16 protein-coding genes are annotated in these 18,877 nt (G+C 70.1%); 10 read left to right on the top strand and 6 right to left on the bottom strand.

All coding sequences use genetic code 11. The features are described 5' to 3' along the window. Positions 1-96: 96 nt before the first annotated feature. The 3 genes from NDW01_RS11155 to NDW01_RS11145 form a co-directional block, all read right to left on the bottom strand. Positions 97-444 (bottom strand): RcnB family protein, encoded by a 348-nt coding sequence (locus NDW01_RS11155; RefSeq protein ID WP_252819532.1) that lies wholly within the window; start codon positions 442-444, stop codon positions 97-99. Between the two features lie 171 nt (positions 445-615). Further along, positions 616-882: an Imm7 family immunity protein gene (locus NDW01_RS11150; protein ID WP_252819529.1), complete on the bottom strand. Its 267-nt coding sequence runs from the start codon at positions 880-882 to the stop codon at positions 616-618. Between the two features lie 125 nt (positions 883-1,007). Beyond that, complete coding sequence (locus NDW01_RS11145) at positions 1,008-1,952, bottom strand: SDR family NAD(P)-dependent oxidoreductase (protein ID WP_252819526.1); 945 nt, start codon at positions 1,950-1,952, stop codon at positions 1,008-1,010. Between the two features lie 185 nt (positions 1,953-2,137). Here NDW01_RS11145 and NDW01_RS11140 point away from each other — a divergent pair, with 185 nt between their 5' ends. After that, a complete protein-coding gene (locus tag NDW01_RS11140) occupies positions 2,138-3,019 on the top strand; it encodes a helix-turn-helix transcriptional regulator (protein WP_252819523.1) in 882 nt (293 codons plus the stop codon). A 53-nt stretch (positions 3,020-3,072) separates the two neighbouring features. Here the strand turns inward: NDW01_RS11140 and NDW01_RS11135 are convergent, their stop codons facing one another. Further along, positions 3,073-3,534: a MarR family winged helix-turn-helix transcriptional regulator gene (locus NDW01_RS11135; protein ID WP_252819521.1), complete on the bottom strand. Its 462-nt coding sequence runs from the start codon at positions 3,532-3,534 to the stop codon at positions 3,073-3,075. A 101-nt stretch (positions 3,535-3,635) separates the two neighbouring features. Here NDW01_RS11135 and NDW01_RS11130 point away from each other — a divergent pair, with 101 nt between their 5' ends. The 9 genes from NDW01_RS11130 to NDW01_RS11090 all read left to right on the top strand — a co-directional run bounded on the left by NDW01_RS11130 (position 3,636) and on the right by NDW01_RS11090 (position 10,724). Then, a complete protein-coding gene (locus tag NDW01_RS11130) occupies positions 3,636-4,196 on the top strand; it encodes an NADPH-dependent FMN reductase (protein WP_252819519.1) in 561 nt (186 codons plus the stop codon). Between the two features lie 342 nt (positions 4,197-4,538). Beyond that, entirely contained in the window at positions 4,539-5,015 is a 477-nt protein-coding gene (locus NDW01_RS11125) for a hypothetical protein (RefSeq protein ID WP_252819517.1), read from the top strand. A gap of 235 nt (positions 5,016-5,250) precedes the next feature. Continuing rightward, positions 5,251-5,850 (top strand): hypothetical protein, encoded by a 600-nt coding sequence (locus NDW01_RS11120; RefSeq protein ID WP_252819515.1) that lies wholly within the window; start codon positions 5,251-5,253, stop codon positions 5,848-5,850. After that, a complete protein-coding gene (locus NDW01_RS11115; protein ID WP_252819513.1) occupies positions 5,813-5,971 on the top strand; it encodes a hypothetical protein in 159 nt (52 codons plus the stop codon). Before NDW01_RS11120 ends, NDW01_RS11115 begins: the two co-directional genes overlap by 38 nt. Positions 5,972-6,137: 166 nt before the next feature. Then, positions 6,138-6,395 carry a hypothetical protein gene (locus tag NDW01_RS11110; protein ID WP_252819511.1) on the top strand — a complete coding sequence of 86 codons (258 nt, stop codon included), beginning with the start codon at positions 6,138-6,140 and terminating at the stop codon, positions 6,393-6,395. 42 nt (positions 6,396-6,437) lie between these two features. After that, positions 6,438-7,139, top strand: a complete 702-nt coding sequence (locus NDW01_RS11105; protein ID WP_252819509.1) for a Crp/Fnr family transcriptional regulator — start codon at positions 6,438-6,440, stop codon at positions 7,137-7,139. Between the two features lie 107 nt (positions 7,140-7,246). Then, the gene (locus NDW01_RS11100) at positions 7,247-8,047 is read left to right on the top strand and encodes a hypothetical protein (RefSeq protein ID WP_252819507.1); all 801 of its coding nucleotides are present in this window, start codon (positions 7,247-7,249) and stop codon (positions 8,045-8,047) included. Beyond that, complete coding sequence (locus NDW01_RS11095) at positions 8,044-10,011, top strand: hypothetical protein (RefSeq protein WP_252819505.1); 1,968 nt, start codon at positions 8,044-8,046, stop codon at positions 10,009-10,011. The genes NDW01_RS11100 and NDW01_RS11095 overlap by 4 nt, the downstream gene beginning before the upstream one ends. Beyond that, entirely contained in the window at positions 10,008-10,724 is a 717-nt protein-coding gene (locus NDW01_RS11090) for a hypothetical protein (RefSeq protein WP_252819503.1), read from the top strand. Before NDW01_RS11095 ends, NDW01_RS11090 begins: the two co-directional genes overlap by 4 nt. A gap of 201 nt (positions 10,725-10,925) precedes the next feature. Here the strand turns inward: NDW01_RS11090 and NDW01_RS11085 are convergent, their stop codons facing one another. Both NDW01_RS11085 and NDW01_RS11080 read right to left on the bottom strand, forming a co-directional pair. Beyond that, entirely contained in the window at positions 10,926-15,569 is a 4,644-nt protein-coding gene (locus tag NDW01_RS11085) for a DEAD/DEAH box helicase (protein ID WP_252819501.1), read from the bottom strand. Next, positions 15,566-18,865, bottom strand: coding sequence for a hypothetical protein (locus NDW01_RS11080; RefSeq protein ID WP_252819499.1), 3,300 nt, complete (start codon positions 18,863-18,865; stop codon positions 15,566-15,568). Before NDW01_RS11080 ends, NDW01_RS11085 begins: the two co-directional genes overlap by 4 nt. Between the last annotated feature and the right edge of the window lie 12 nt (positions 18,866-18,877).

Raw genomic sequence — 18,877 nt, 5'->3', positions numbered from 1 at the left:
CGCCCACCAGATCCTCGGTCGGCTCGACCGGGATCATGCCGACGTGGCGGCCGACCGCGAGGCGGTCCTGTTCGGTGAGGTCTTGGTCGGGGCGGTTCAGGAGGCGAGGGTGGCCGCGCAGCTTTCGCAGCGGGCCTTGGCGACCCGGGAGGTGTCGCCCTCAGTGGCCTGGGCGGGATGTTCCGCGCTGACGCGGTCCCAGAGAGCAGGATGGGGATCGGGTATCCAACCCCAGCCGTTCTCCGGGTCGAGCACCTGTTCTTCGGTCATGTGCGTGCAGGCACCGGGAACGTGAGCGATATTCCGGCTCGAAATCAGCAGGGTGTCAGGGCCGAACCGGACCCAGCGGTAGCCGCCCATGTACGGGCGACGCGGCACGGATCGGGGAAGATCGCACGCGCAGCCGAGACCGACGATAAGCCCGCATTTCTCACACTCGGTCATGCCCTAGGAGCCTAACGAGCCCACTGCGGCCTCGGGGCTCCAGACATACGGAGATGGGCCCCAGGCATGTGCCTCTACCGCTGTATCCGGCGAAACCGTCAGCCCCGTGTCGTGCGTTCGCGATGGCACGGAGGCCACGGGCGGAGACCTGACGGGCCTTCCCCTGAACTGTCAGTCCTCTGGATCTTCGATCATTGGAACGCAGGGAGACAGGAAGGAGTCGGACTGCTGGGACACCAGGCCATGGCGCATGACCAGGACCTGGGATTCGTTGGCCTTGCCGGTGGGGTCCTCGTCATCGCGCAGGTAGAGCACTCCGTAGGAGCCCGGCGCCACCTCGCCGACCCGGCGGAACGTATCGATGACGGCTTGACCCTCTCCGAGCGTCCTCATCACCGGCCGAGCTCTGATCGTCACCCAGGCGTGGTACTCGAACATCTCGCCTCTCCCCAGCGGAAGGGCTCCGCATCGATTGTGACCGGCCCTCCGGATGACGGCGGCCGGTTCCCTGGCGCCGTTCGCCGACGACGGGCCGGAGGGTGCCCTGCCGGGGCCGATCAGGATCACCGATCGGCGGCGGCGATCAGGTCGAGCGAGAGCCGCCACAGCCGGGCCGCCTTGTCCGCGTCGAGTGCGTAGTCCGCGACGCCGCGACGTACGCCCGGCCGGTGGGGTTCGGCCTCCTGGCAGTCCTCGAAGTACTTCCCGGTGACGCCCTCGACCAGGGGCGAGGCGGCGAGCAGCACCGAGGTCGCGGCGCCCTGCTCGATGTCCTTGACCGACACACCGGTGCTCTGCCCGGGTTCGAATGAGGCCGGGGCGTTCGTGGGCTCGCCGATGTGGCGCGCGAGGTTGGTGGCTGCGATGCGCCCGGGGTTGAGGGCGTTTACGGCGATGCCGTCGACGGCCCACCGGCGGGCGGCCTCGACCGCGAACAGGATGTTCGCCGTCTTCGACTGGCTGTAGGCCGCCCAGGGGTCGTACGGGCGGTGCTCGAAGTTGACGTCCTCGAACAGCACCTCGCCGTTGACGTGCCCGACCGAGCTGACGACGACGACCCGGGCGCCGCCCGCCTCCGCGAGCGCGTCGTGCAGGCCGGTGGTGAGCGCGAAGTGACCGAGGTGGTTCACGGCGAACTGCAGCTCCCAGCCTTCCGGAGTCCGCGTCTCCGGCGAGGCCATCACCCCGGCGTTGTCCACGAGGATGTGCAGCGGCCCGTCCCATGCGGCCGTGAACGCCGCGATCGACGCCCGGTCGGCCAGATCGAGCGGCGCCACCCGTACGCCGCCGGTCGCGTCCGTGATGCCGGCGGCGACCTTCTCGCCCGCCGCGACATCGCGTACAGCGAGGGTGACCTCGGCGCCGGCGGCGCCGAGCGCCCGTGCGGTCTCCGCGCCGATGCCCGACGAGGCCCCGGTGACGATCGCCCGGCGACCGGTGAGGTCGACGCCCGCGACGACCTCGGCCGCGGTGGTGCGCGCGCCGAACGGAGTGGTGACATGTGCCATGGTGAGAAAGCCTTCCTGTGCCGCCGCCCGGCGATGGTCGCGCGCCGGGCGGTGAATGCCGTCCTCTCCAGGGAAGCAGCCCAGACCAGGCCGCCGGGCGCCACGACGGGCCTCGCTCGACCGGGGGTCCGGCAGTACCCCTCTGGCGCCGGATCCACTGCGGCCGCGCACGTACGGTGGAGGGCATGGACGTGCATCCTTCCGCGCGACGCGACCGCTCCGAGCTGGGGGAGTTCCTCCGTACGCGTCGCGGGCGGGTCACGCCCGAGGACGCCGGCCTGACCCCCGTGCCGACGGTGCGCCGGGTGCCGGGGCTGCGCCGTGAGGAGGTCGCGCAGCTCGCCGGGGTGAGCGTCGACTACTACGTCCGTCTCGAACGCGGCCGGGACGTCAACGTCTCCGAGGCCGTCCTGGACGCCATCGCCCGCGCCCTGCGCCTCACCGACGACGAGCGCTTCCACCTGTACGCGCTCGCCCGTCCCGTACGAGGCCGGCACCGGCCGCAGCCGCCGCAGCGGGTACGGCCCAGCATCCACCGGATCCTGGAGACGATGGGCGACCACCCGGCGCTCGTGGTCGGCCACCGCACCGACGTGCTGGCCGCCAACCGGATGGCGCGGGCGCTCCTCACCGACTTCGACGCCCTGCCGTACCGCGAGCGGAACATGGCACGCTTCATCTTCCTGGACGACGCCGCCCGCAGCCTGTACGCGGACTGGGAGACCGTCGCGCGCAGCAGCGTCGCGGCCCTGCACCTGTACGCGGGGCGGCACCCGCACGACCCCCGGCTCGCCGAGCTCGTCGGCGAGTTGTCCGTGCGCGACCAGGACTTCCGCCGCTGGTGGGCCGGCCATGACGTGGCGCGCCGCACGCACGGTTCCAAGCGCTTTCACCATCCGGTGGTGGGCGACCTGACGCTGAACTACGACGTCCTCGCGGCGACCGACGACCCCGACCAGCTCCTGGGCGTCTACACCGCCGAGCCGGGAAGCCCCTCGGAGGAGTCCCTTCGCCTGCTGTCCGCCTGGACCGCCGACGCCGACACGGCCACTCCGTACGCCCGGTGAACGTCGGGCCGCCGTCGGCCGCCCCTGATCGACTCCCCGATTCCGGCGGTGCCTCAGGTCGCCGGGGCGATCCGCTTCAGGACGTCGGTCAGCCTGGCCAGGTCCTCGCCTTGGACGTGGTCGAGGACCTGCCGCCGGACGCTGGCCAGATGAGCGGGCCAGGACTCCTCCAGGCGCGCGAGGCCGGCCTCGGTGATTACGGCGTTGGAGCCGCGGCGGTCGTCGTCGCACTTCACGCGCTTGACCAGGTCCAGGCGCTCCAGCCGTTCGACGATGCGCGTGATGCCGCTCAGGGAGAGGTTGCAGCTGGCCGCGAGCTCGCTCATGCGCATGAGCCGTCCAGGGGCCTCGGACAGGTGCATCAGGGCCGTGTACTCCGAGAGCGGTAGCTGACGGGCGCGCGCCATGTCCGCGTCGACGCTGCGAGGCAGCACCTGGATCACCCGGCCGAGGGCACGGATGAAGGCCTCCTCTTCGGCGGTCATCGGGACGATGGGATCTCCGGGGACGCTCATGAGCCCAGGTTAGTGCTTGACGAAGCAAGTATCTATATAGTTTGCTTGCTCAATCAAGTAAATCCGGCTGCGAGCCGGATGAGCACGACCCGGAGAAGAACATGACGAAGATCGGCATCATCCTCGGCAGCACCCGCCCCGGCCGCAACGGCGAGGCCGTCGCCCGGTGGGTCTACGACATCGCCACCCGGCGCACCGACGCGGAGTTCGAACTCGTCGACCTGCTCGACTACAAGCTCCCGCACCTGGACGAGGCGATCCCGCCGTCGCTCGGCCAGTACACCCAGCCGCACACCCTGGCCTGGGCGGAGAAGATCGCCTCCTTCGACGGCTTCATCATGGTGACGCCGGAGTACAACCACTCCACGTCCGCGGCGCTGAAGAACGCCATCGACTTCCTCTTCGCGGAGTGGACCAACAAGGCGGTCGGCTTCGTCAGCTACGGCTCGGTCGGCGGCGCCCGCGCCGTCGAGCACCTGCGCCTGGTGGCGGGCGAACTCATGATGGCCGACGTCCGCGCCCAGGTCGCGCTGTCCCTGTTCCACGACTTCGAGAACTTCAGTGTCTTCAAGCCCGGCGACCACCAGGTCGAGGCCCTGAACACCACGCTCGACCAGGTCCTCGCCTGGAGCAAGGCCCTCGCCCCGCTGCGCGGAGAGTAGGACCGATCCGGCTCCCCGTACTCGGCGCCGCGGACCGCGCCGGCCCCACGCTCGTCACCGCATCGGCCCTCTCTCACAGCGGTAGGCCGGGCGGGCGGGCGGCTTGGGGCCTGCGCGGAGCTCGTCGCCAGGACTGCTCGCGGATGGACGGCGGCCGTTCCACGGCCTCTTCGGACTCCACCGTTTTCCGCGAAGCGCCCGGCATTCCGCCGGGACATGTCACAAGATGCGGTAGGAGGGCCCAGGACGCCTGCGGCCGGCCGTGATCTCACCAGGGAGACGCGGATGGCCGCAGTCGGTCCGTCCGCTCGTCGATGTGAGAGAAGCGAGAAGAGACAGGCGATGCTCGAAGCGGTCAGGATCCATGGACGCTCCGTCGTGGCGTTCCTGCTTCTCGGGATGACCGCTGCCCCACTCGCGGCCTGCTCACATGGGAAGAAGACGGAAGCCACCACCTGCGCGTCACCGAAGGTGGTCATCACCATCGGAAGCAAGCAGATCGCGGCCAGCTCCTGCAGCGACGAATATGTCACGCAGCCCACTGAGACGGTTCGCGTCGGCCGGCGAATCGAAGTCGTCGCCCGCGCCGGCGAGGCGATTCCCTTTAGCGATGAGCAGCTGGTCCTCCGCGAGGTCTCCCACACCAGTGACCGCCGGACCGCCGAGTACCAGGCGCTCCGGCCCGGCAGAGCCGGACTCGACATCCACTACGGGCCGCCGTGTCCGGACTCCGAAGAAACAGGCGAACCCACCTCGCCTCGCCACTCCGGCTCGGACATCTGTGTCCTGCTGCCGGTCCGGGTCCTCCCGGCGAATTGAGGGCCACTCGGCGCAGTTATTTCGGCCGATCCCCATGAAGGAGCAGGTCGTCCGCTTATGGCCATAGATCAATAAGGGCGATCTCGACGGCTAGCGTGTTGCTCACGTATTTCTACCTGCTTCTGGCGGTACGGGGTCCAGAAAAGAAGCCAGGCAGGTCCGAGAGCACGTGCGGGACACGTGAGGGGAACAGATGCGACGGGCCACGTGGGGAATCGTCAGCGGAGCGGCACTCATGGTGATGAGCCTGACGGCCGCCACCCCCGCACCCACGTCGGGCAGGACTAACGGCACCACCACCGAGTGCCACCAGATTCCGATACTGAACACGTACTACACCAACTCCGCGGGAAGGCGCTCGGCGGCACCTTCAGCAGACTCGTCGACGACAGGCGTCTACACCATCTATGGCGGCCCCATGTCGGTCACCGCGCCGCCCAAGACCTGGAACCCTGTCACCGCGAAGGACGCGGAGATTCAGCGTTACGGTCTCTATCCCCGGCCGAAGTCACCCGCGCGGCGCAAGATCTGGCAGGAGATGTACTCCCACCTGACACCCTGGGTCGTCCCCGACATGTGCGCCACGAGCGTCTACGCGGCCACTCCGAAATACCCGACCAAGAACGTGCCGACCTGGTCGGGCGCCGTGGCGAAGAAGGCCAAGAGCGCTCCGGCATTCACGGGAGCCTCCTACATTTTCGACGAGCCGTCGTTCGATGGTGTCTGCACCACCGCGTGCTCCTATAACCTCTGGTCCGGCCTGGGCGGAACCGAAGATGGCCGTCTCATGCAGAACGGTGTCGACAACATCGGCGGAAAAAGGCCCCAACGATGACTACGCCTGGTGGGAGGTGCTGAGCAAGGACCGGAAGAACTACCTCCCGGAGATGAAGGTCAAGAACTTCGGCGTCCGAGCCGGTGACCGGGTGTTCGCCGGGACCAGCTACTACGCCTAGGCAAGAGCTAACCGGGCCAGGAGTCCTTCCCCGAGATCCAGCAGGTCGCCCGGCTCGACGAACTCATCGGTGAGCCGTCCGTACGCGATCAGGTCTTCCGCCGCTGGTGGGCTGGCCCCCGACGCGGTCCGCCGCCCGCACGGTCCTTAAGCGCTTCCCCCATGCCGTGGTCGGCGACCTGCCGCTGAACTGCGACGTCCTCGCGGCGACCGACCCGGATGCGCTCGCCGAGGCGATGCCGTCGCCGAATTTCGACATGGCGAAACAGTCGCCTGTCACAAATCCGCCGACGATCTTCACGGGCTTCGAGCGCCGAAGTGTTCTGGCCGGAGATCCCCAACCGGTGCGCGTGGAAGGACGCCGGAGCCATCAGCCGACCCTCGTTCCGGGGAGACCTTTCACGGAACGCAGAGTGAGGGCATGATGTCGGTGCGGCGTTGTCTCTCCTAGGGAGGGTCCGGATTCGGTGACGGACGGGCGACGGCTCAGCGGGTTGGGTGGGCTACTCCCACCTGAGGCCTGGCGCGCTCTGATCGACGACGGCCACCTGCGTCGCCACAAGCCCGGCGAGACGCTCGTACGGCGCGGTGAGCCGGGTGGGTTCGTATACGCGCTGGTGGCAGGCCTGGTCAAGGTGACCAGGAGCGAGCGTCAGGGCACTGAACTCCTCCTCGCCGTCCGAGGTCCGGGCGAGGTCATCGGAGATCGCTCCGTGCTCGACGGCGGGCCGCGGTCGGCGACCGTGATCACGCTCGACCACTGCGAAACCGCCGGCCTGCCGGCCCGGCGGTTCCGCGAGCTGATGACGATTCACGACTGCGACGACATCCTCATCCGGCACGCGTTGGCCCGGTTACGGGACCGCGAGGACCGGTGGGCCGAGAAGGCGACGTTGCCGGCCGGTCCGCTGGTGGCCCGGGAACTCCTTCGCCTGGTGGCAGAGACCGGTGACGTCCCGACCGGGCCGCTCGGAGTGAATCTTCGACTGTCCCAGGAAGACCTCGCGGCTTTTGTCGGCCTGTCCCGCAGCGCCGTGGCGGGCGAGTTGCAACGCCTGCGCTCCCTCGGCGTCGTGAGTACGGCCCGCCGCCGTGTCATCATCCGTGACGTCTTGCGGCTTCAAGCCCTGGCCGAGCATGCGAGCGCCTGGCCGATGACCGCCGAGTGACGCGGCTTACTCTCGTTCTGTCGATTCCTGGACGGTTCTCAGCGCCGCTCCTCCGGAGACTGTGGCCCACCCCGTGACGCGGGGCCCATCGTCTCGAAGGAGCAGCCGTGACCCCCGATCCCTTCGCCGCCCACCAGTACGAGTACCGCGCCATCGTCGGTGTCGACACCAAGTCCTTCACCGGGAATCCGAGCAGCCGGCAGCCGTACCTCAGCGCACGGATCCCCGCCGTCCTCGAGGAGGCGTTCGACCGATCCGGGCTCGCCGAAGCCTGGAAGAACGCCCGCTTCCCGCAGGACACCGGCGACGGCCACGTGGTCGGCACCGATCCGCGCTGGCTGCCGTCCCTGGTCTCGCCGTTCCCCGACGTCCTGCAGGAGGTCCTGGAGAAGGAGGACGCCCACCTGCGCGCGATCGACCGGAACCTGCGCATGCGGCTGCGGGTCAGCATCCACGCCGGCCTGCTCCCGGACAGCGGTCAGGGCCTGCGCACCGACGGCAAGGGCAAGCCGATGAACGACGCACACCGGCTGCTCGACTCGACCCCGGTACGCGACGCGCTGAAGGACTCGGACCCGGACGTCACACTCGTGGCGGTCATCATCTCCCAGCACGTGTTCGAGAACTTCGTTCAGGAGCACTTCAGCAGGCTGCATCCGTCGAGGCTCAAGCCGGTCGAGGCGCGTGTGGAGGGCAAGGTCTTCGCCGAGCAGGCCTGGCTGTACGTGCCCAAGCCGTCGACCGGCCACCCGGGCGACGACGCGGGTGACCCGGCCCGGCCCGACCCGGCTCCGCCGACGCCGTCGGCGAGCGGCGGAACCGTCGTCACCGGCAACAGCGGCGCCGTGGCGTGGAACAACAGCGCCGGCGGCGACTTCAACCAGAGCGTCGGTGGTGACGGGCGATGACCGACCCCGACAGGAAGATCACCGACAACTCCGGCGCCGTCGCGACGGGCAACACCATCGGCGGTGACCTCAACCAGTACGTCAACTCGACCGTCCTTCACCAGTACTTCCGCGAGGTCATTCGCAGGCTTCGTCTGGATCCGGCCTACGTCCGTGAGCTGTTGCGCACCTACGAACCGCCGCCGGGCCGCGACCAGGCGGCCGAGGTGCTGGACCGCCACCATGCGGTCGTACTGATCGGCGGCGAGGGCACCGGCCGCCGTACGACCGCCGTGCAACTCCTCCACGAGCGGAACGTCACGCTGCACGAACTCGTCCCAGAGCCAGGCCAGGATCTGACCGCCGAGCCGCCGTGCGAGCCGAGGTGCGGTTACCTGTACGCCGCCGACGCGCTGGACGCGACCAGCATCCAGGACTACGCGGCCCGGCTCCGCGACAACGATTCGTACCTGGTCGTGTGGACGACGCAGGACGTCACCCAGCACACCGGGACGTTCGCGGCCGACGTCGGGATCCACCTGGAGCCGCCTCTGCCCGAGAACGTCTTCCGCCGGAACCTGACCGCGCGCCTTCTCCCCGCCGAGGCCACCTGGTGGCGCGACCGCCAGGACCTCGAACCCATCATCAAGGGCGCCCACCCGGCGGACGTCGTACGGCTCGTGAAGCTGATCCCGCCCACCATGGCGGTCCACGGCTGCACGGAAGCGGCCGTCGCCGACCTCATCGAGGCATACCGGAGCTGGGAGGGCTACCTCCAGACCAGGTTCGCGCCATCAGCGTTGCACCTGCGGGAACGCGTACGCCTCATCGCCGTCGCCCTGGTGGAGAACGCCCCCGAACAGACGGCGTACGAGGCCGCGACCGCGCTGGCGGAGAGACTCGGCGTCCCCACCGAAGAAGGCCACGGTCTCGCCGGGGCAGGTACCCGCTGCCTGCGTGACGGAGGCGAGATCAGGTGCGACGACGGCGTCGTACGGTTCGCCAAGCCGGCCTTCGCCGAGTCGGTCCTGGAATACGTCGCGCGGACCTATCCCGAGGTCTGGCGGCAGGTACGGGAGTGGACGATCGAACTGCCCCGGCGGCTGAGCAGTGATCCCGATGCCCCGGCCGTCCTCGCCCGGCTGGCCCGTACGGTGGTGCAAGTCGCGGGTCGCCGGAACGACCTCGAACTCGTACGGCGGGCGACGGAGGGCTGGTCCACATCCGGGACGCGACCGCTCGCTGTCGAGATGCTCGGTATGGCGGCGGTCGACACCACACTGGGCCGGGGGACGCGCCAGTGGATGTACGACAGCGCCTACCACCGTAGAGGCACGGTGCCGACGCTGACCGCCATCGCGGAGGCCTGCGCCAGGTACGGCACCGTCTACCCCGACAACGCGCTCACCCGCCTGCGTCACCTCGCCGCCGTCGAGCAGGAGACCGTACGGAACACCGTACGGCAGGCCGTCACCGACCTGGCCGGTGACGACCGCGTGCGGGTGAGGATTCTCGACGGCCTCGGAACCTGGCTGCAAGGCACGAAGGGCCGGGCCGTCGGCTGCGAAGCCTTCCTCGACGTCATGGAGACTCGGGACGACCAAGATCGCTTCGCGACGATCGGTGAGGCGGCGCGGCGTCGCACGGACCGCCTCATGGAGGCACTCCGCAAGGGCTGGGGAGCAGCGCTCGTCGAACCCGCCACCACGGACCGCGCCCGTACGCTCATCGCGACCTGGCTCGACGACGCCCTTGTCTCCCTGGAGGCCGGCGACGTGGACCGTCCCCGGGTGGTCGTCGGTGTCCTCGGCCAGGCGGCCAGAGAGGACCCCCGCTACCTGCCGAGACTCGTCCGTGCGGTGGACGCCTGGTACGCCCGGTCGGAGCAGACCCCGGATTGCAAGGCCTTCTCCCGGACGCTCATCGACACCGCCACATCCAATGACCCGCTGATGGCCGCCCAGAGGGAAGAGGACAAGGAATGACCACCTCGTACGCCACCGGATCGAGCTTCCGGCAGTTCATCCGCGGCCTGTTCGAGCGCACCGTCGAGCATCAGACCCAGTTCCCGGCGCGGCTGCCCAGCGACGTCGACGGACTGACGTTCAACGCGGTCTTCGCCATGACGTGGGAGAACCGCGCGACCGGAGCGCACCACCGCACCCCGGAGGACGCCGCCAGAGATCACGTGCGCACCCTCGCGTCCACCATCACCGCCCAGATGTCCGTCCTCGACCCGCTCGCGGCGGAGCACCGGCTGAATGCCCAACTCGGCTATCCGCACCCGGTGCCCCACAGCCCCGCCGTCATCACCCACGCGACCGCCAGGATCACGGTCGACGAGGACACGATCAGGACGGCGCGGGAGAGCGAGAAGAACCGCGCGAAGCTCGACGACATGCGGCTCCTCAAGGACCATGTCCTGGCCGATCCCGTCATGGCGTGTGCCTGGTGGCTGGCCGACCATCCCGAACGCCTTGAGAAGCTCGCGACCATGGGCCCCGTCTTCGACCGTCTCGCCGCCCTCACCACCGCGAACGACGGCCGCGCGAACACCCTGCTGCAGGTCGCCGACGTGCTGGAGCGCTTCGTCTCCGGCCTCGAGGCCATCGACCGCCAGCGCCTGATCGAGAACACCGCCCACGTCATGACCACGTACGGCCGCCCCGACCTCGCAGACGAACTCAAGGGCGTGTGAACGACGCGTCCTTGGTCAGAGCGGGTATCACCGCGGCGGAAGTTCCTCACTGTCGTAGAGCCTCCACACGGGCACTCGAACGGCCGTCTCGACCGTCGAGCAGCTCACGGCGGCGCGCTCCCGGCGAAGAGAGACGTACGCGTGCCCTTCGACGTTGGACCACACGATCGCCATACGAGAACACGCGCCGACCTCCAGGATTCACTCAATGATTTCCCGGATCAAACCGTGCTCCGAGTGGAGGCTGTGGAGAGTCCGCAGGGCCTCACCGCGGCCGAGGTTCTCGTGGAAGCGCTGATTGCTGAAGCTCCTCAGGCAGCCGTAGCAGGAGGTCTCCTCGCCGCAGTCGCAGGATGAGACGCGCTGCAACGCCGCTTCCACCACCTGGTCGAGGGCGCCGGCGATGCGCAGGACGCCGCCTGCGCCGCCGGGGACGGCGTCGAACATGACGATGCCGACTCCGCCTCCCGGACGCCGGTGCAGAGTGCCGTCGATGTCCTCGCGGCTGAGCTGGAGGCGTTCCGCAGCGCCCTCGAGCAGCGCGTACAGCAGCGACTGCCATGCCGTGACACCGGCGTCCACCGGCATGGCCAGGCGGTCGAGGGTGAGGTCCAGGAGATCGGTCTCGTAACGGTGGGCCAGTGATCGTTGCCGCATCGGCCCGGTGCACTCACTGTCCCGCAGCAGGTGCTGGTGGGCAGTGATCCTCTTCCCGTCCAGGGGCCGCCCGGCCCCGCACCAATCGCAGATCAGGTACCCGGCGCCGGTGGGTCCTTCGGAGATGGCGATCAGCTCACCCCGGGACCCCGCACGGGCTCGCACCGTGCCGGCGTTCGGTGTCTTCCAGAGGACCTCGGTCACGTCCTCGGCGGCGAGGGACAGGACGTAGGTGGCGCCGTTCCAGCTTCGCTTGGGCGGCGTCGTGGTCGTCCTGGCGGGGTCGGACTCGGCGACGAAACCGAACTCGGGGACGTAGTACTGGTTCGGCTTGCGGTGGGACACCGACGAGCAGGACGGGCAGGTCGGGTCGATGTCCTCGTCGCCCTCCCAGTAGTGCTGGCACTGGTCACAGATGAAGTAGGACCGCCCGACGAGCTCGCGGTCGGGCAGACGGTAGACGCCGCCGGAGCGCCACAGCCGGCCGCCGGCGACGACCTGCGATCCGGGCGCGTACTCGTAGATCGCCGAGGACAGGTCACGGGTGAGTTCGAGCTTCCGGCCGACCGGGGAGTTGGAGTAGGCGGTGCGCAGCTCGACGGTGTCGACGGGGAAGCCGTACTTCGGCAGGATGTTCCGGCTCGCCAGGAAGCCGATGAGGTTGCGCCGGGTGAGGGTGTTGATCGTCTTCTCGTAGCGTTCCACGAGGTGGCCGGCCCGGTCCTCGAACGCTCGCCGCCGGCGTTCTTCGAAGACCTCGACGTCCTGGGCGAGCTGGGCCCTGACCGTCTCCAGCAGCTTGCAGAGTTCGTCCACCCACGCGCCGGAGTCGACCCCGATCTCTCGTCGTACCTCGTCCGGGAGGACTCGCCGAAGCGATCGCGAGACGCCTTCGGGCACCGGTGACAGGAACGATCGAACGCGCGTGACGGGCGCGTCGTCACCGATGAAGAAGTCTCCGGCGGTCGTCCAGGTCTCCCCGCTGGTGTCCTTGGCGTGGCGGAAGAAGGCGGCCAGCGCGATGGAGTGAGCGTGGCGCCGGTCGATCCGTTCGTTGCCGAGGGGGACGTACGGCGCCCGTACCTTGCCCGCGATCATCGACGCGGGCCTCTGGTAGCAGGACAGGTCGTGGGAGCGCCGCTGCGCGTAGGTGACGACGAGCGCGGCGGAGTCCGTACGGCGCCCGGCGCGGCCGGCGCGCTGGACGTAGTTCGCGGTGGTGGGCGGCATGTTCCGCAGGAGCACGGACTGCAGCTCACCGACGTCCACGCCGAGCTCGAACGTGGTCGAGCAGGACAGCACGTTGACCTGGCCCCGGACGAACCGCTGCTGGATGTCGGCGGCCTCCGTGCTCGTCCACTGGGCGGTGTGCTCTTGGGCGCTCATGGGGACGGGATTCATCGCGCGGTAGAGCACCCGGTAGTGGCTGTCGTCGGCCTCGGGCGCGGGAACCGTGAACTCCACGAGCCTGCCCTGGCAGCCGAGGGTCGGGCAGACGCCTCGTACGCTCACCGAGACGATGCGCTGGCAGAGTTCGCAGCGGTACACCGTCTGAGCGGCAGGCACGAGCCGGAGCCAGGTGTGGTCGATCTGGCGTACGGTGCCGAGGCGGGCGACGTTGGCCGTGGTCAGCCACCCGTCGTGCCAGCCGGTGATCACTTTCCAGCAGCCCCGCAGCACGTCGGCCGGATCCATGTCCGACCCCAGCGCCTGCAGGACCCGCCGTACGTAGTCGAGGCGGCGGTTGACGCCGCGGGTGGGCAGCCAGCTCAGCACCTTGCGGGAGGGCTCGGAGCCGTTCTCCCGCACGTAGATCGGCCCGCGGCGCGGATCGAACGCCTCGTCTCGCGGGTCCACTGCCTCGGGCATGTCGACGACGCCCTGCTGGCGCAGGCTCCGTACCAGCTCCGACAGGAGGGACCAGGACTCGTCCTCGGCCAGGCCCATCGCCCCGAACACCGGCGGAAGTTTCCAGCGCCGGTCCCGCCCGAGCTCGACCCGTAGGAGGCCCAGGCCTTCGAGGGACTGCCGGTCGTCGAGGGAGACGAGCTCCTGCATGATCCACAGCCCGGCCTTGCGCTCCCGCTCCTGACGGGAGTCCTTCCGGGTGAAGACGTGCGCGCGGTCCGCGGCCTTGGCGACGTGGAAGGTCAGGTCGTCGACGGTCAACGGCTCGTCGTCGCGCGTCCCGGCCCGCAGCCCTTCCAGGATCAGCCGGCGGTGCTGGATGGAGGAGTAACTGGACTGCAGGTAGGGCGCGAAGAAGGCCGCCGCCTGCCGGCTGTCGCTGAAGGTGAGGAGCTTGCGGCCCTCCCCCGGCTGATCGGCCAGGACGTCGTCGTCGGCGGGAGGCTGCGCCTGGTACAACGCCGTGGCGAGGACTGCGACCGCCGCGTCGTTGCCGCTCTCGAACAGCCGCACCATGCCGCTGCCACGCGCGCCGCAGGCCGCGCAGCCGTCCGGAGACTCCTGCCGGATGGTGAGCAGCCGGACGGGCCAGAGCCGGGTGCCGGTGCAGTCGTCCCGCCCGCAGGTGCTCCGCGCGGTGGTGTGCAGACCGCCGCAGGCGGCGCACAGGAACCGGTCGTGGCCGTCGAGCCGGTGCGTCTCCTCCAGATCCTCATCGTCCTGGTCGACGACCATCGGAGCGTCGCCGAGCAGCAGCCAGGACCGGCGTACGTCCCGCTTGACCTGGGGCACGAAGCGGTCTCCGCCCAGCACCGTGCCGGTGAGGTGCACGGCGCCGCATCGCTTGCAGGCGCCGAACTCGAACATCGCCCCCTGGCACGACTCGCAGATCTCGTGCCGGCCCAGGGACACATGCGGGCCGGACGCGGTGAGGCAGGTGAAGGCCCCCTCGGTCGCACGGGCGAAGAGGTGGTACCGCGCGGACAGGACCGGAGACCCGGCGTCGTCGTGGACCTTGCTGCCGACGGCGACCAGGGCCGCCAGCGTCTCACGCGCCTGCTCATCTCCCGGGAACAGCACGCGCGCGAGGTCGTCGAAGTCGCTCGGCCCACCGGCGAGCCGTTGCCGCAGGCGCGCCATGGTGTGCTCGTGCGCGAGCGCGAGACCGGCGTCCTCCTGCTCGAAGCCGTGCTCCTTCGCGGACCGTACGAGCTCCGTCGCCGGGTCCTCGGAGACGGCGAGCTTGCGGTACGCAGACGCGGGCAGCGGTCCCCAGAACGGGCCACTCGGCATGTCGACGCGGGTGGCGCTCACCAGGTCCTGGCGAGTCGAGTCCGCCTCGACCCACTCGAACGGCACGTCGAACAGCTTCGTGGCGAAGTCCATGACGGCCGGCTCGTCGTCGCCTACCGTCGCGCTGGTGGCGATGCACTGGAGCGAGGCGTCCGGGGCGACCCGGTCCCGCAGCCGGCGCAGCAGCATCGCCACCTCGGCCGCCTTGGCACCGTCGTACACGTGCGCCTCGTCCAGGGCGATGAACCGCCAGCTCTGACCTTCGAACAGCTCCAGGTCGGCCGGCCGGAGCAGCAGGTACTCCAGCATGGCGTAGTTGGTCAGCAGCAGATGCGGCGGCCGGTCCCGCATCTCCTCGCGGCTGAGCAGCTCGTTCGGCAGCCGGGGTTCGCCCGGGTTCAGCGACTCGAAGGTGGACTGTCCTTCACCGGCCCGGTGCGGGGTGTCGCCGGTGTACCGGCCGAAGGTGAGGTACGGGACGTGGGCGAGCAGTTGGCGCAGGCGCTTGAGCTGGTCGTTGGCCAGCGCGTTCATCGGGTAGAGCAGCAGCGCCCGTACGCCGGGGCCGAGCTCGCCGCGGGCGTGCTCGGCGGCCAGTGAGTCGAGGATCGGCAGCAGGAAGCTCTCGGTCTTGCCGGACCCGGTGCCGGTCGCGACGACGAGGTTGCGGCCCTGCGCGGCCTTGCGCAGGGCGTTCTCCTGGTGCTTGTACAGCGGCCGGTCGAGCGGCAGCGCGGAGCTCGCCAGCGCTGCGAAGGACCGGTCGAGGACGCCCTCGCCGATCAGCTCGCGCAGCGTGGCGCCGGGAGCGTACGGCGGCGTGGCCTCCAGCAGCGGGCCCTTGGCGAGGATGGGGCTGCGGGTGATCTCCGCGGCGAGCGCGTCGCCGATGCCGGGTTCCCGGACGGGGAGCAGTGACCGCAGGTAGCGGCGGTAACTCTCGACGATGAGTTCACTGGTCGCCAGGGCATCCAGGGTGTTGCTCACTGCGTCTCCGTACGTCCGAGGCCGACGAGAAGCTCGGCCAGGATGAGGTCGATGGTGATCAGATCCGGTGCCACGTCGGCCAGGCGGGCCCAGTCGGCGCGCATCAGCTGTTCGGCGTCGCGGCATGCGGTGTCACCGCGAGCGGCCAGGCGGGCGAGGACGGCCAGCGCCGCCGACGCGGCGGGGAGCGCGAACCAGCCGCCTCTGTCCTTGGGGTTCCGCCGCGCCTCGACCTGGGCGGTCAGCTCGGGTCGGTCCTTCAACAGCGCGAGGGCCGTGTGCACGACGTTCTTCGCGCCCCTGCCGACGCTTTTGACGTCGGGATTCTCGCGGCGGTCGAAGAGCCGGCGGGCGGCGACCAGGCGGGTGTCGGGGTCGAGCAGTGCCTGCGGGACCACCTGGGCGGCCCGCCAGATGCTCTCGATCCGCCGAGGCTCCATGTGCACCATGAGCTCGGCCTCCGGGCCGAACCGGCCGATCGCGGCGTGCGGGTCGCCGCCGCCTTCTTTAATGTCCGTCAGGGTGGTGCCGCACTGTTGCTCCGCGGCCTCGAAGCAGTCGGGGTCCCGCAGCCCACCGGCCAGCGCGGCGAGCACGGGTGCCACCGGCCACAGCCTGCGCGCCTCGCCGGCGTGGGCGGGATCCGGCACGGCCGTCGCCGCCAGACCGGAGGAGATCACCGCCGCCGTGGTGCGGCCGGGCTCCAGCCCCAGATCGGCCAGCGCGCTGATCGCCTCCAGCGGGCGGTGCCGGATCGGGCGGGCACAGGCCGCCAGGAAACGCGGCTGTTCGGAACGGATCCGGAGGCGTGGCGCCAGCCGTACCATCGTCCAGACCCGTCGCAGGTCACCGACGTGCTCGGGGAACTCACCCGCGCCCGCGATGAAACGCGCCAGCGCCGTCTCCTCGACGTCATCGCCGATCAGGTACCCGTCGCCCACGGAGGGCATGAACTTCTCCGGCCAGTCCGGCCATTCGGCGGGTGTCCACGGATCGTCCACCTGAAGCACGACGAACAGCGTGCCGGCGTGCCGGAGCTCGTCCGGGAGCCGGATGAACCCGTCCTCGGTGACCGGGACGACCAGCGGTTCCCGCCAGGGCGCGGTTTTGACGTACACGCCCGCGGTCAGCCCTTCGATGGGAGCACAGTCGATCAGCCGCAGCCCGTCGTCGTCCCGCTCGACGCGGTCGGCGAGCCGGCGCGGCCGTACGTACGCGACGCGGACCTGCCGGCCGAGGTCGAGCACCAGTGCCGCGCGTTGATGCTCGGTGACCGTGTCGATGATCCGGGTCAGGTCGTAGCGCGCGGTGCCGTTCTGGGGACGCCCGCTGGGCGGTACGTCCTGGACCATCTGGTCTCCCACGCAGACCAGAAGCGGTGGGACGGTCGTCGCGCCGGGAACCTGCACCAGCAGGGCTCCGGGGTCTTCGGCGAACACCTCGGCGGGGATCCGCAGCGGACCCGCCCGCCAGATCAGCGACTCGTCCGGCCGCTCGTGCATCACCTGCAGGTGCGGCGGCCTGATGACCAGCGGCTCGGACTCCTGACCGGCCCGGAACTCGATGACCGCGGCCCGCTTGGCGGGACCGAAGGAGACGGTGCGCGGATGCGCGGCGGCGCCGACGGGCGCGGAGATCTCGGCCCGCGCGTTCGTCAGGCCGGCGACGTCGAACAGCCGGACGGCGGGCGTGAACGAGACGCCGACGCCCTCGGCGATGAAGACCGTACGAGCGGCGCCCCGGCCCAGCGGCCCCCGGACCGCGATGTCGAACGAGCCGAGCAACGGCCGCGGCAGCGCGTCCCACAGTCCGGCGACCGTGCATGACTCGGTGATCTCCCGAGTCTCGGAGACGCCGGGACCGCCCCCGCTCGGCCGGATGTCGATCGTCCACGCGGTCTTCGCGCCGGCCTCGGCGGGCAGCCAGATCTCCGGAACCCGCGCGTGCACGGGAGTGCCGTACGGCGTGGTCACCCCGGGCACGGGAGCACCGGTGGAGATCCGCGGCCGGGTGAAGCCGCGTACCGGCCGCCGGCTCGCCGGGAACCCGGACAGTCCCAGGGACTGCGCCCGTTCGAGGGACACCTGCTGCAACCGCCAGCCGTTCCAGCCGAGCGGGAGCTGCCCCTCGACGGTGACCCGGACCTCACCGTCGGCGGTCAGCTCCTCCTCGGCCGGGTAGGCGACCCACACGTTGTCGGGCGGCAGCGGCAGGTTCGCCGCCACCCTTCTGCCATCCTCGGTGAAGACCAGCATCGGCGCACCGGGATCGACGACGTTCAGCTCCGTCTCATGGTCCCAGCCGTCCATCGCGACCACCACGGTGCGCACCGGCCGGAGCAGCGGGAACGTGGTGGCCGGCACGGCCTCGGCCGACCCCTCCCACTGCGCCTGGCTGCGAACCGTCGTGCTCACGCCGTCGGCGGTCACCCGCCACCGGGCGACCCCGTCCGGGGTGTCGCCGACGGCGGGCAGCACCACCTCGACCCCGCGGCCGAACGGGTCGAGCGCGATCCGGGGCCGTTCGGAGCGGGTCCGTGCCGAGGAGTCCGACCGCATCGCCCGCAGGTCGAGCCGTCCTTCGGCCGCGAGCCGCTGCGCGTGCTCCATGACGCGGGTCGGAAGGCCCACCCCGTCGAGATCCGGCGCCGGCGCGCGCAGCCGGTCGAGCAGGTCGAAGGTACGGTCGACGAAGTCGAACGCGTAGTCCGACCCGTACTTCAGGAACCGCTGGGCGGGCATGTCGAGTTCGTTCAGGCGATGCGGCCGCCCGGTCGCCCAGTCGAGGAAGTGCCCGGCGTCCAGCCCGGGTTCGACGGTGCGGCGGTGCGCGATCAGCCGGAAGTAGTCCTCCAGGCAGTACGTGGGGATGCCGGTGTGCATGAGCATGGGCCCGAGGTACGGCATGGGCAGCTCGGGGAACGTCGGCAGGCCCAGCTCCTCCAGCGCGGTGAGGAACCCATGCCCCCAGACCGCCCGGTCGTCGAGGTGGCCCTGGTAGCCCAGCCCCTTCCACAGGCGGGGCCAGAGCTCACCCCGCTCGTAGTCCCGCGCCGCGATGCCGGTGATCGCCACCGCGACGCAGGCCGGCCGGGTGACGAACATCCGGCCGACCTGCTCGGTTCCGGCGTGCTTGGCGTAGAGGCCGCCGAGCACCCGCGCGACCTGCCGCCAGTGGTCCTCCTTGACCTCCAACTCGGCGACCAGCGAATATCCGCGCAGCCGCCCGGCCCACTGTTTCTCCCGGATGCGGAGGAGCTCCATGGAGGTGACCTTTTTCGGGCCTTGTTCGGCCAATGAAATCCTCCT

It is taken from the genome of Actinoallomurus soli (genome assembly GCF_024055715.1).
In the GTDB taxonomy this organism is placed as follows: domain Bacteria; phylum Actinomycetota; class Actinomycetes; order Streptosporangiales; family Streptosporangiaceae; genus Actinoallomurus; species Actinoallomurus soli.
Note: the sequence above shows the minus strand (reverse complement) of the source record. Positions and strands in the feature narration are given on the sequence as shown.

Excerpts from the sequence above, each read along its gene's own strand:
- NDW01_RS11090 (WP_252819503.1), top strand. The coding sequence starts at position 10,008 with ATGACCACCTCGTACGCCACCGGATCGAGCTTCCGGCAGTTCATCCGC.
- NDW01_RS11130 (WP_252819519.1), top strand. The coding sequence starts at position 3,636 with ATGACGAAGATCGGCATCATCCTCGGCAGCACCCGCCCCGGCCGCAAC.
- NDW01_RS11120 (WP_252819515.1), top strand. The coding sequence starts at position 5,251 with ATGGTGATGAGCCTGACGGCCGCCACCCCCGCACCCACGTCGGGCAGG.
- NDW01_RS11140 (WP_252819523.1), top strand. The coding sequence starts at position 2,138 with ATGGACGTGCATCCTTCCGCGCGACGCGACCGCTCCGAGCTGGGGGAG.
- NDW01_RS11125 (WP_252819517.1), top strand. The coding sequence starts at position 4,539 with ATGCTCGAAGCGGTCAGGATCCATGGACGCTCCGTCGTGGCGTTCCTG.
- NDW01_RS11155 (WP_252819532.1), bottom strand. The coding sequence starts at position 444 with ATGACCGAGTGTGAGAAATGCGGGCTTATCGTCGGTCTCGGCTGCGCG.
- NDW01_RS11150 (WP_252819529.1), bottom strand. The coding sequence starts at position 882 with ATGTTCGAGTACCACGCCTGGGTGACGATCAGAGCTCGGCCGGTGATG.
- NDW01_RS11095 (WP_252819505.1), top strand. The coding sequence starts at position 8,044 with ATGACCGACCCCGACAGGAAGATCACCGACAACTCCGGCGCCGTCGCG.
- NDW01_RS11135 (WP_252819521.1), bottom strand. The coding sequence starts at position 3,534 with ATGAGCGTCCCCGGAGATCCCATCGTCCCGATGACCGCCGAAGAGGAG.
- NDW01_RS11145 (WP_252819526.1), bottom strand. The coding sequence starts at position 1,952 with ATGGCACATGTCACCACTCCGTTCGGCGCGCGCACCACCGCGGCCGAG.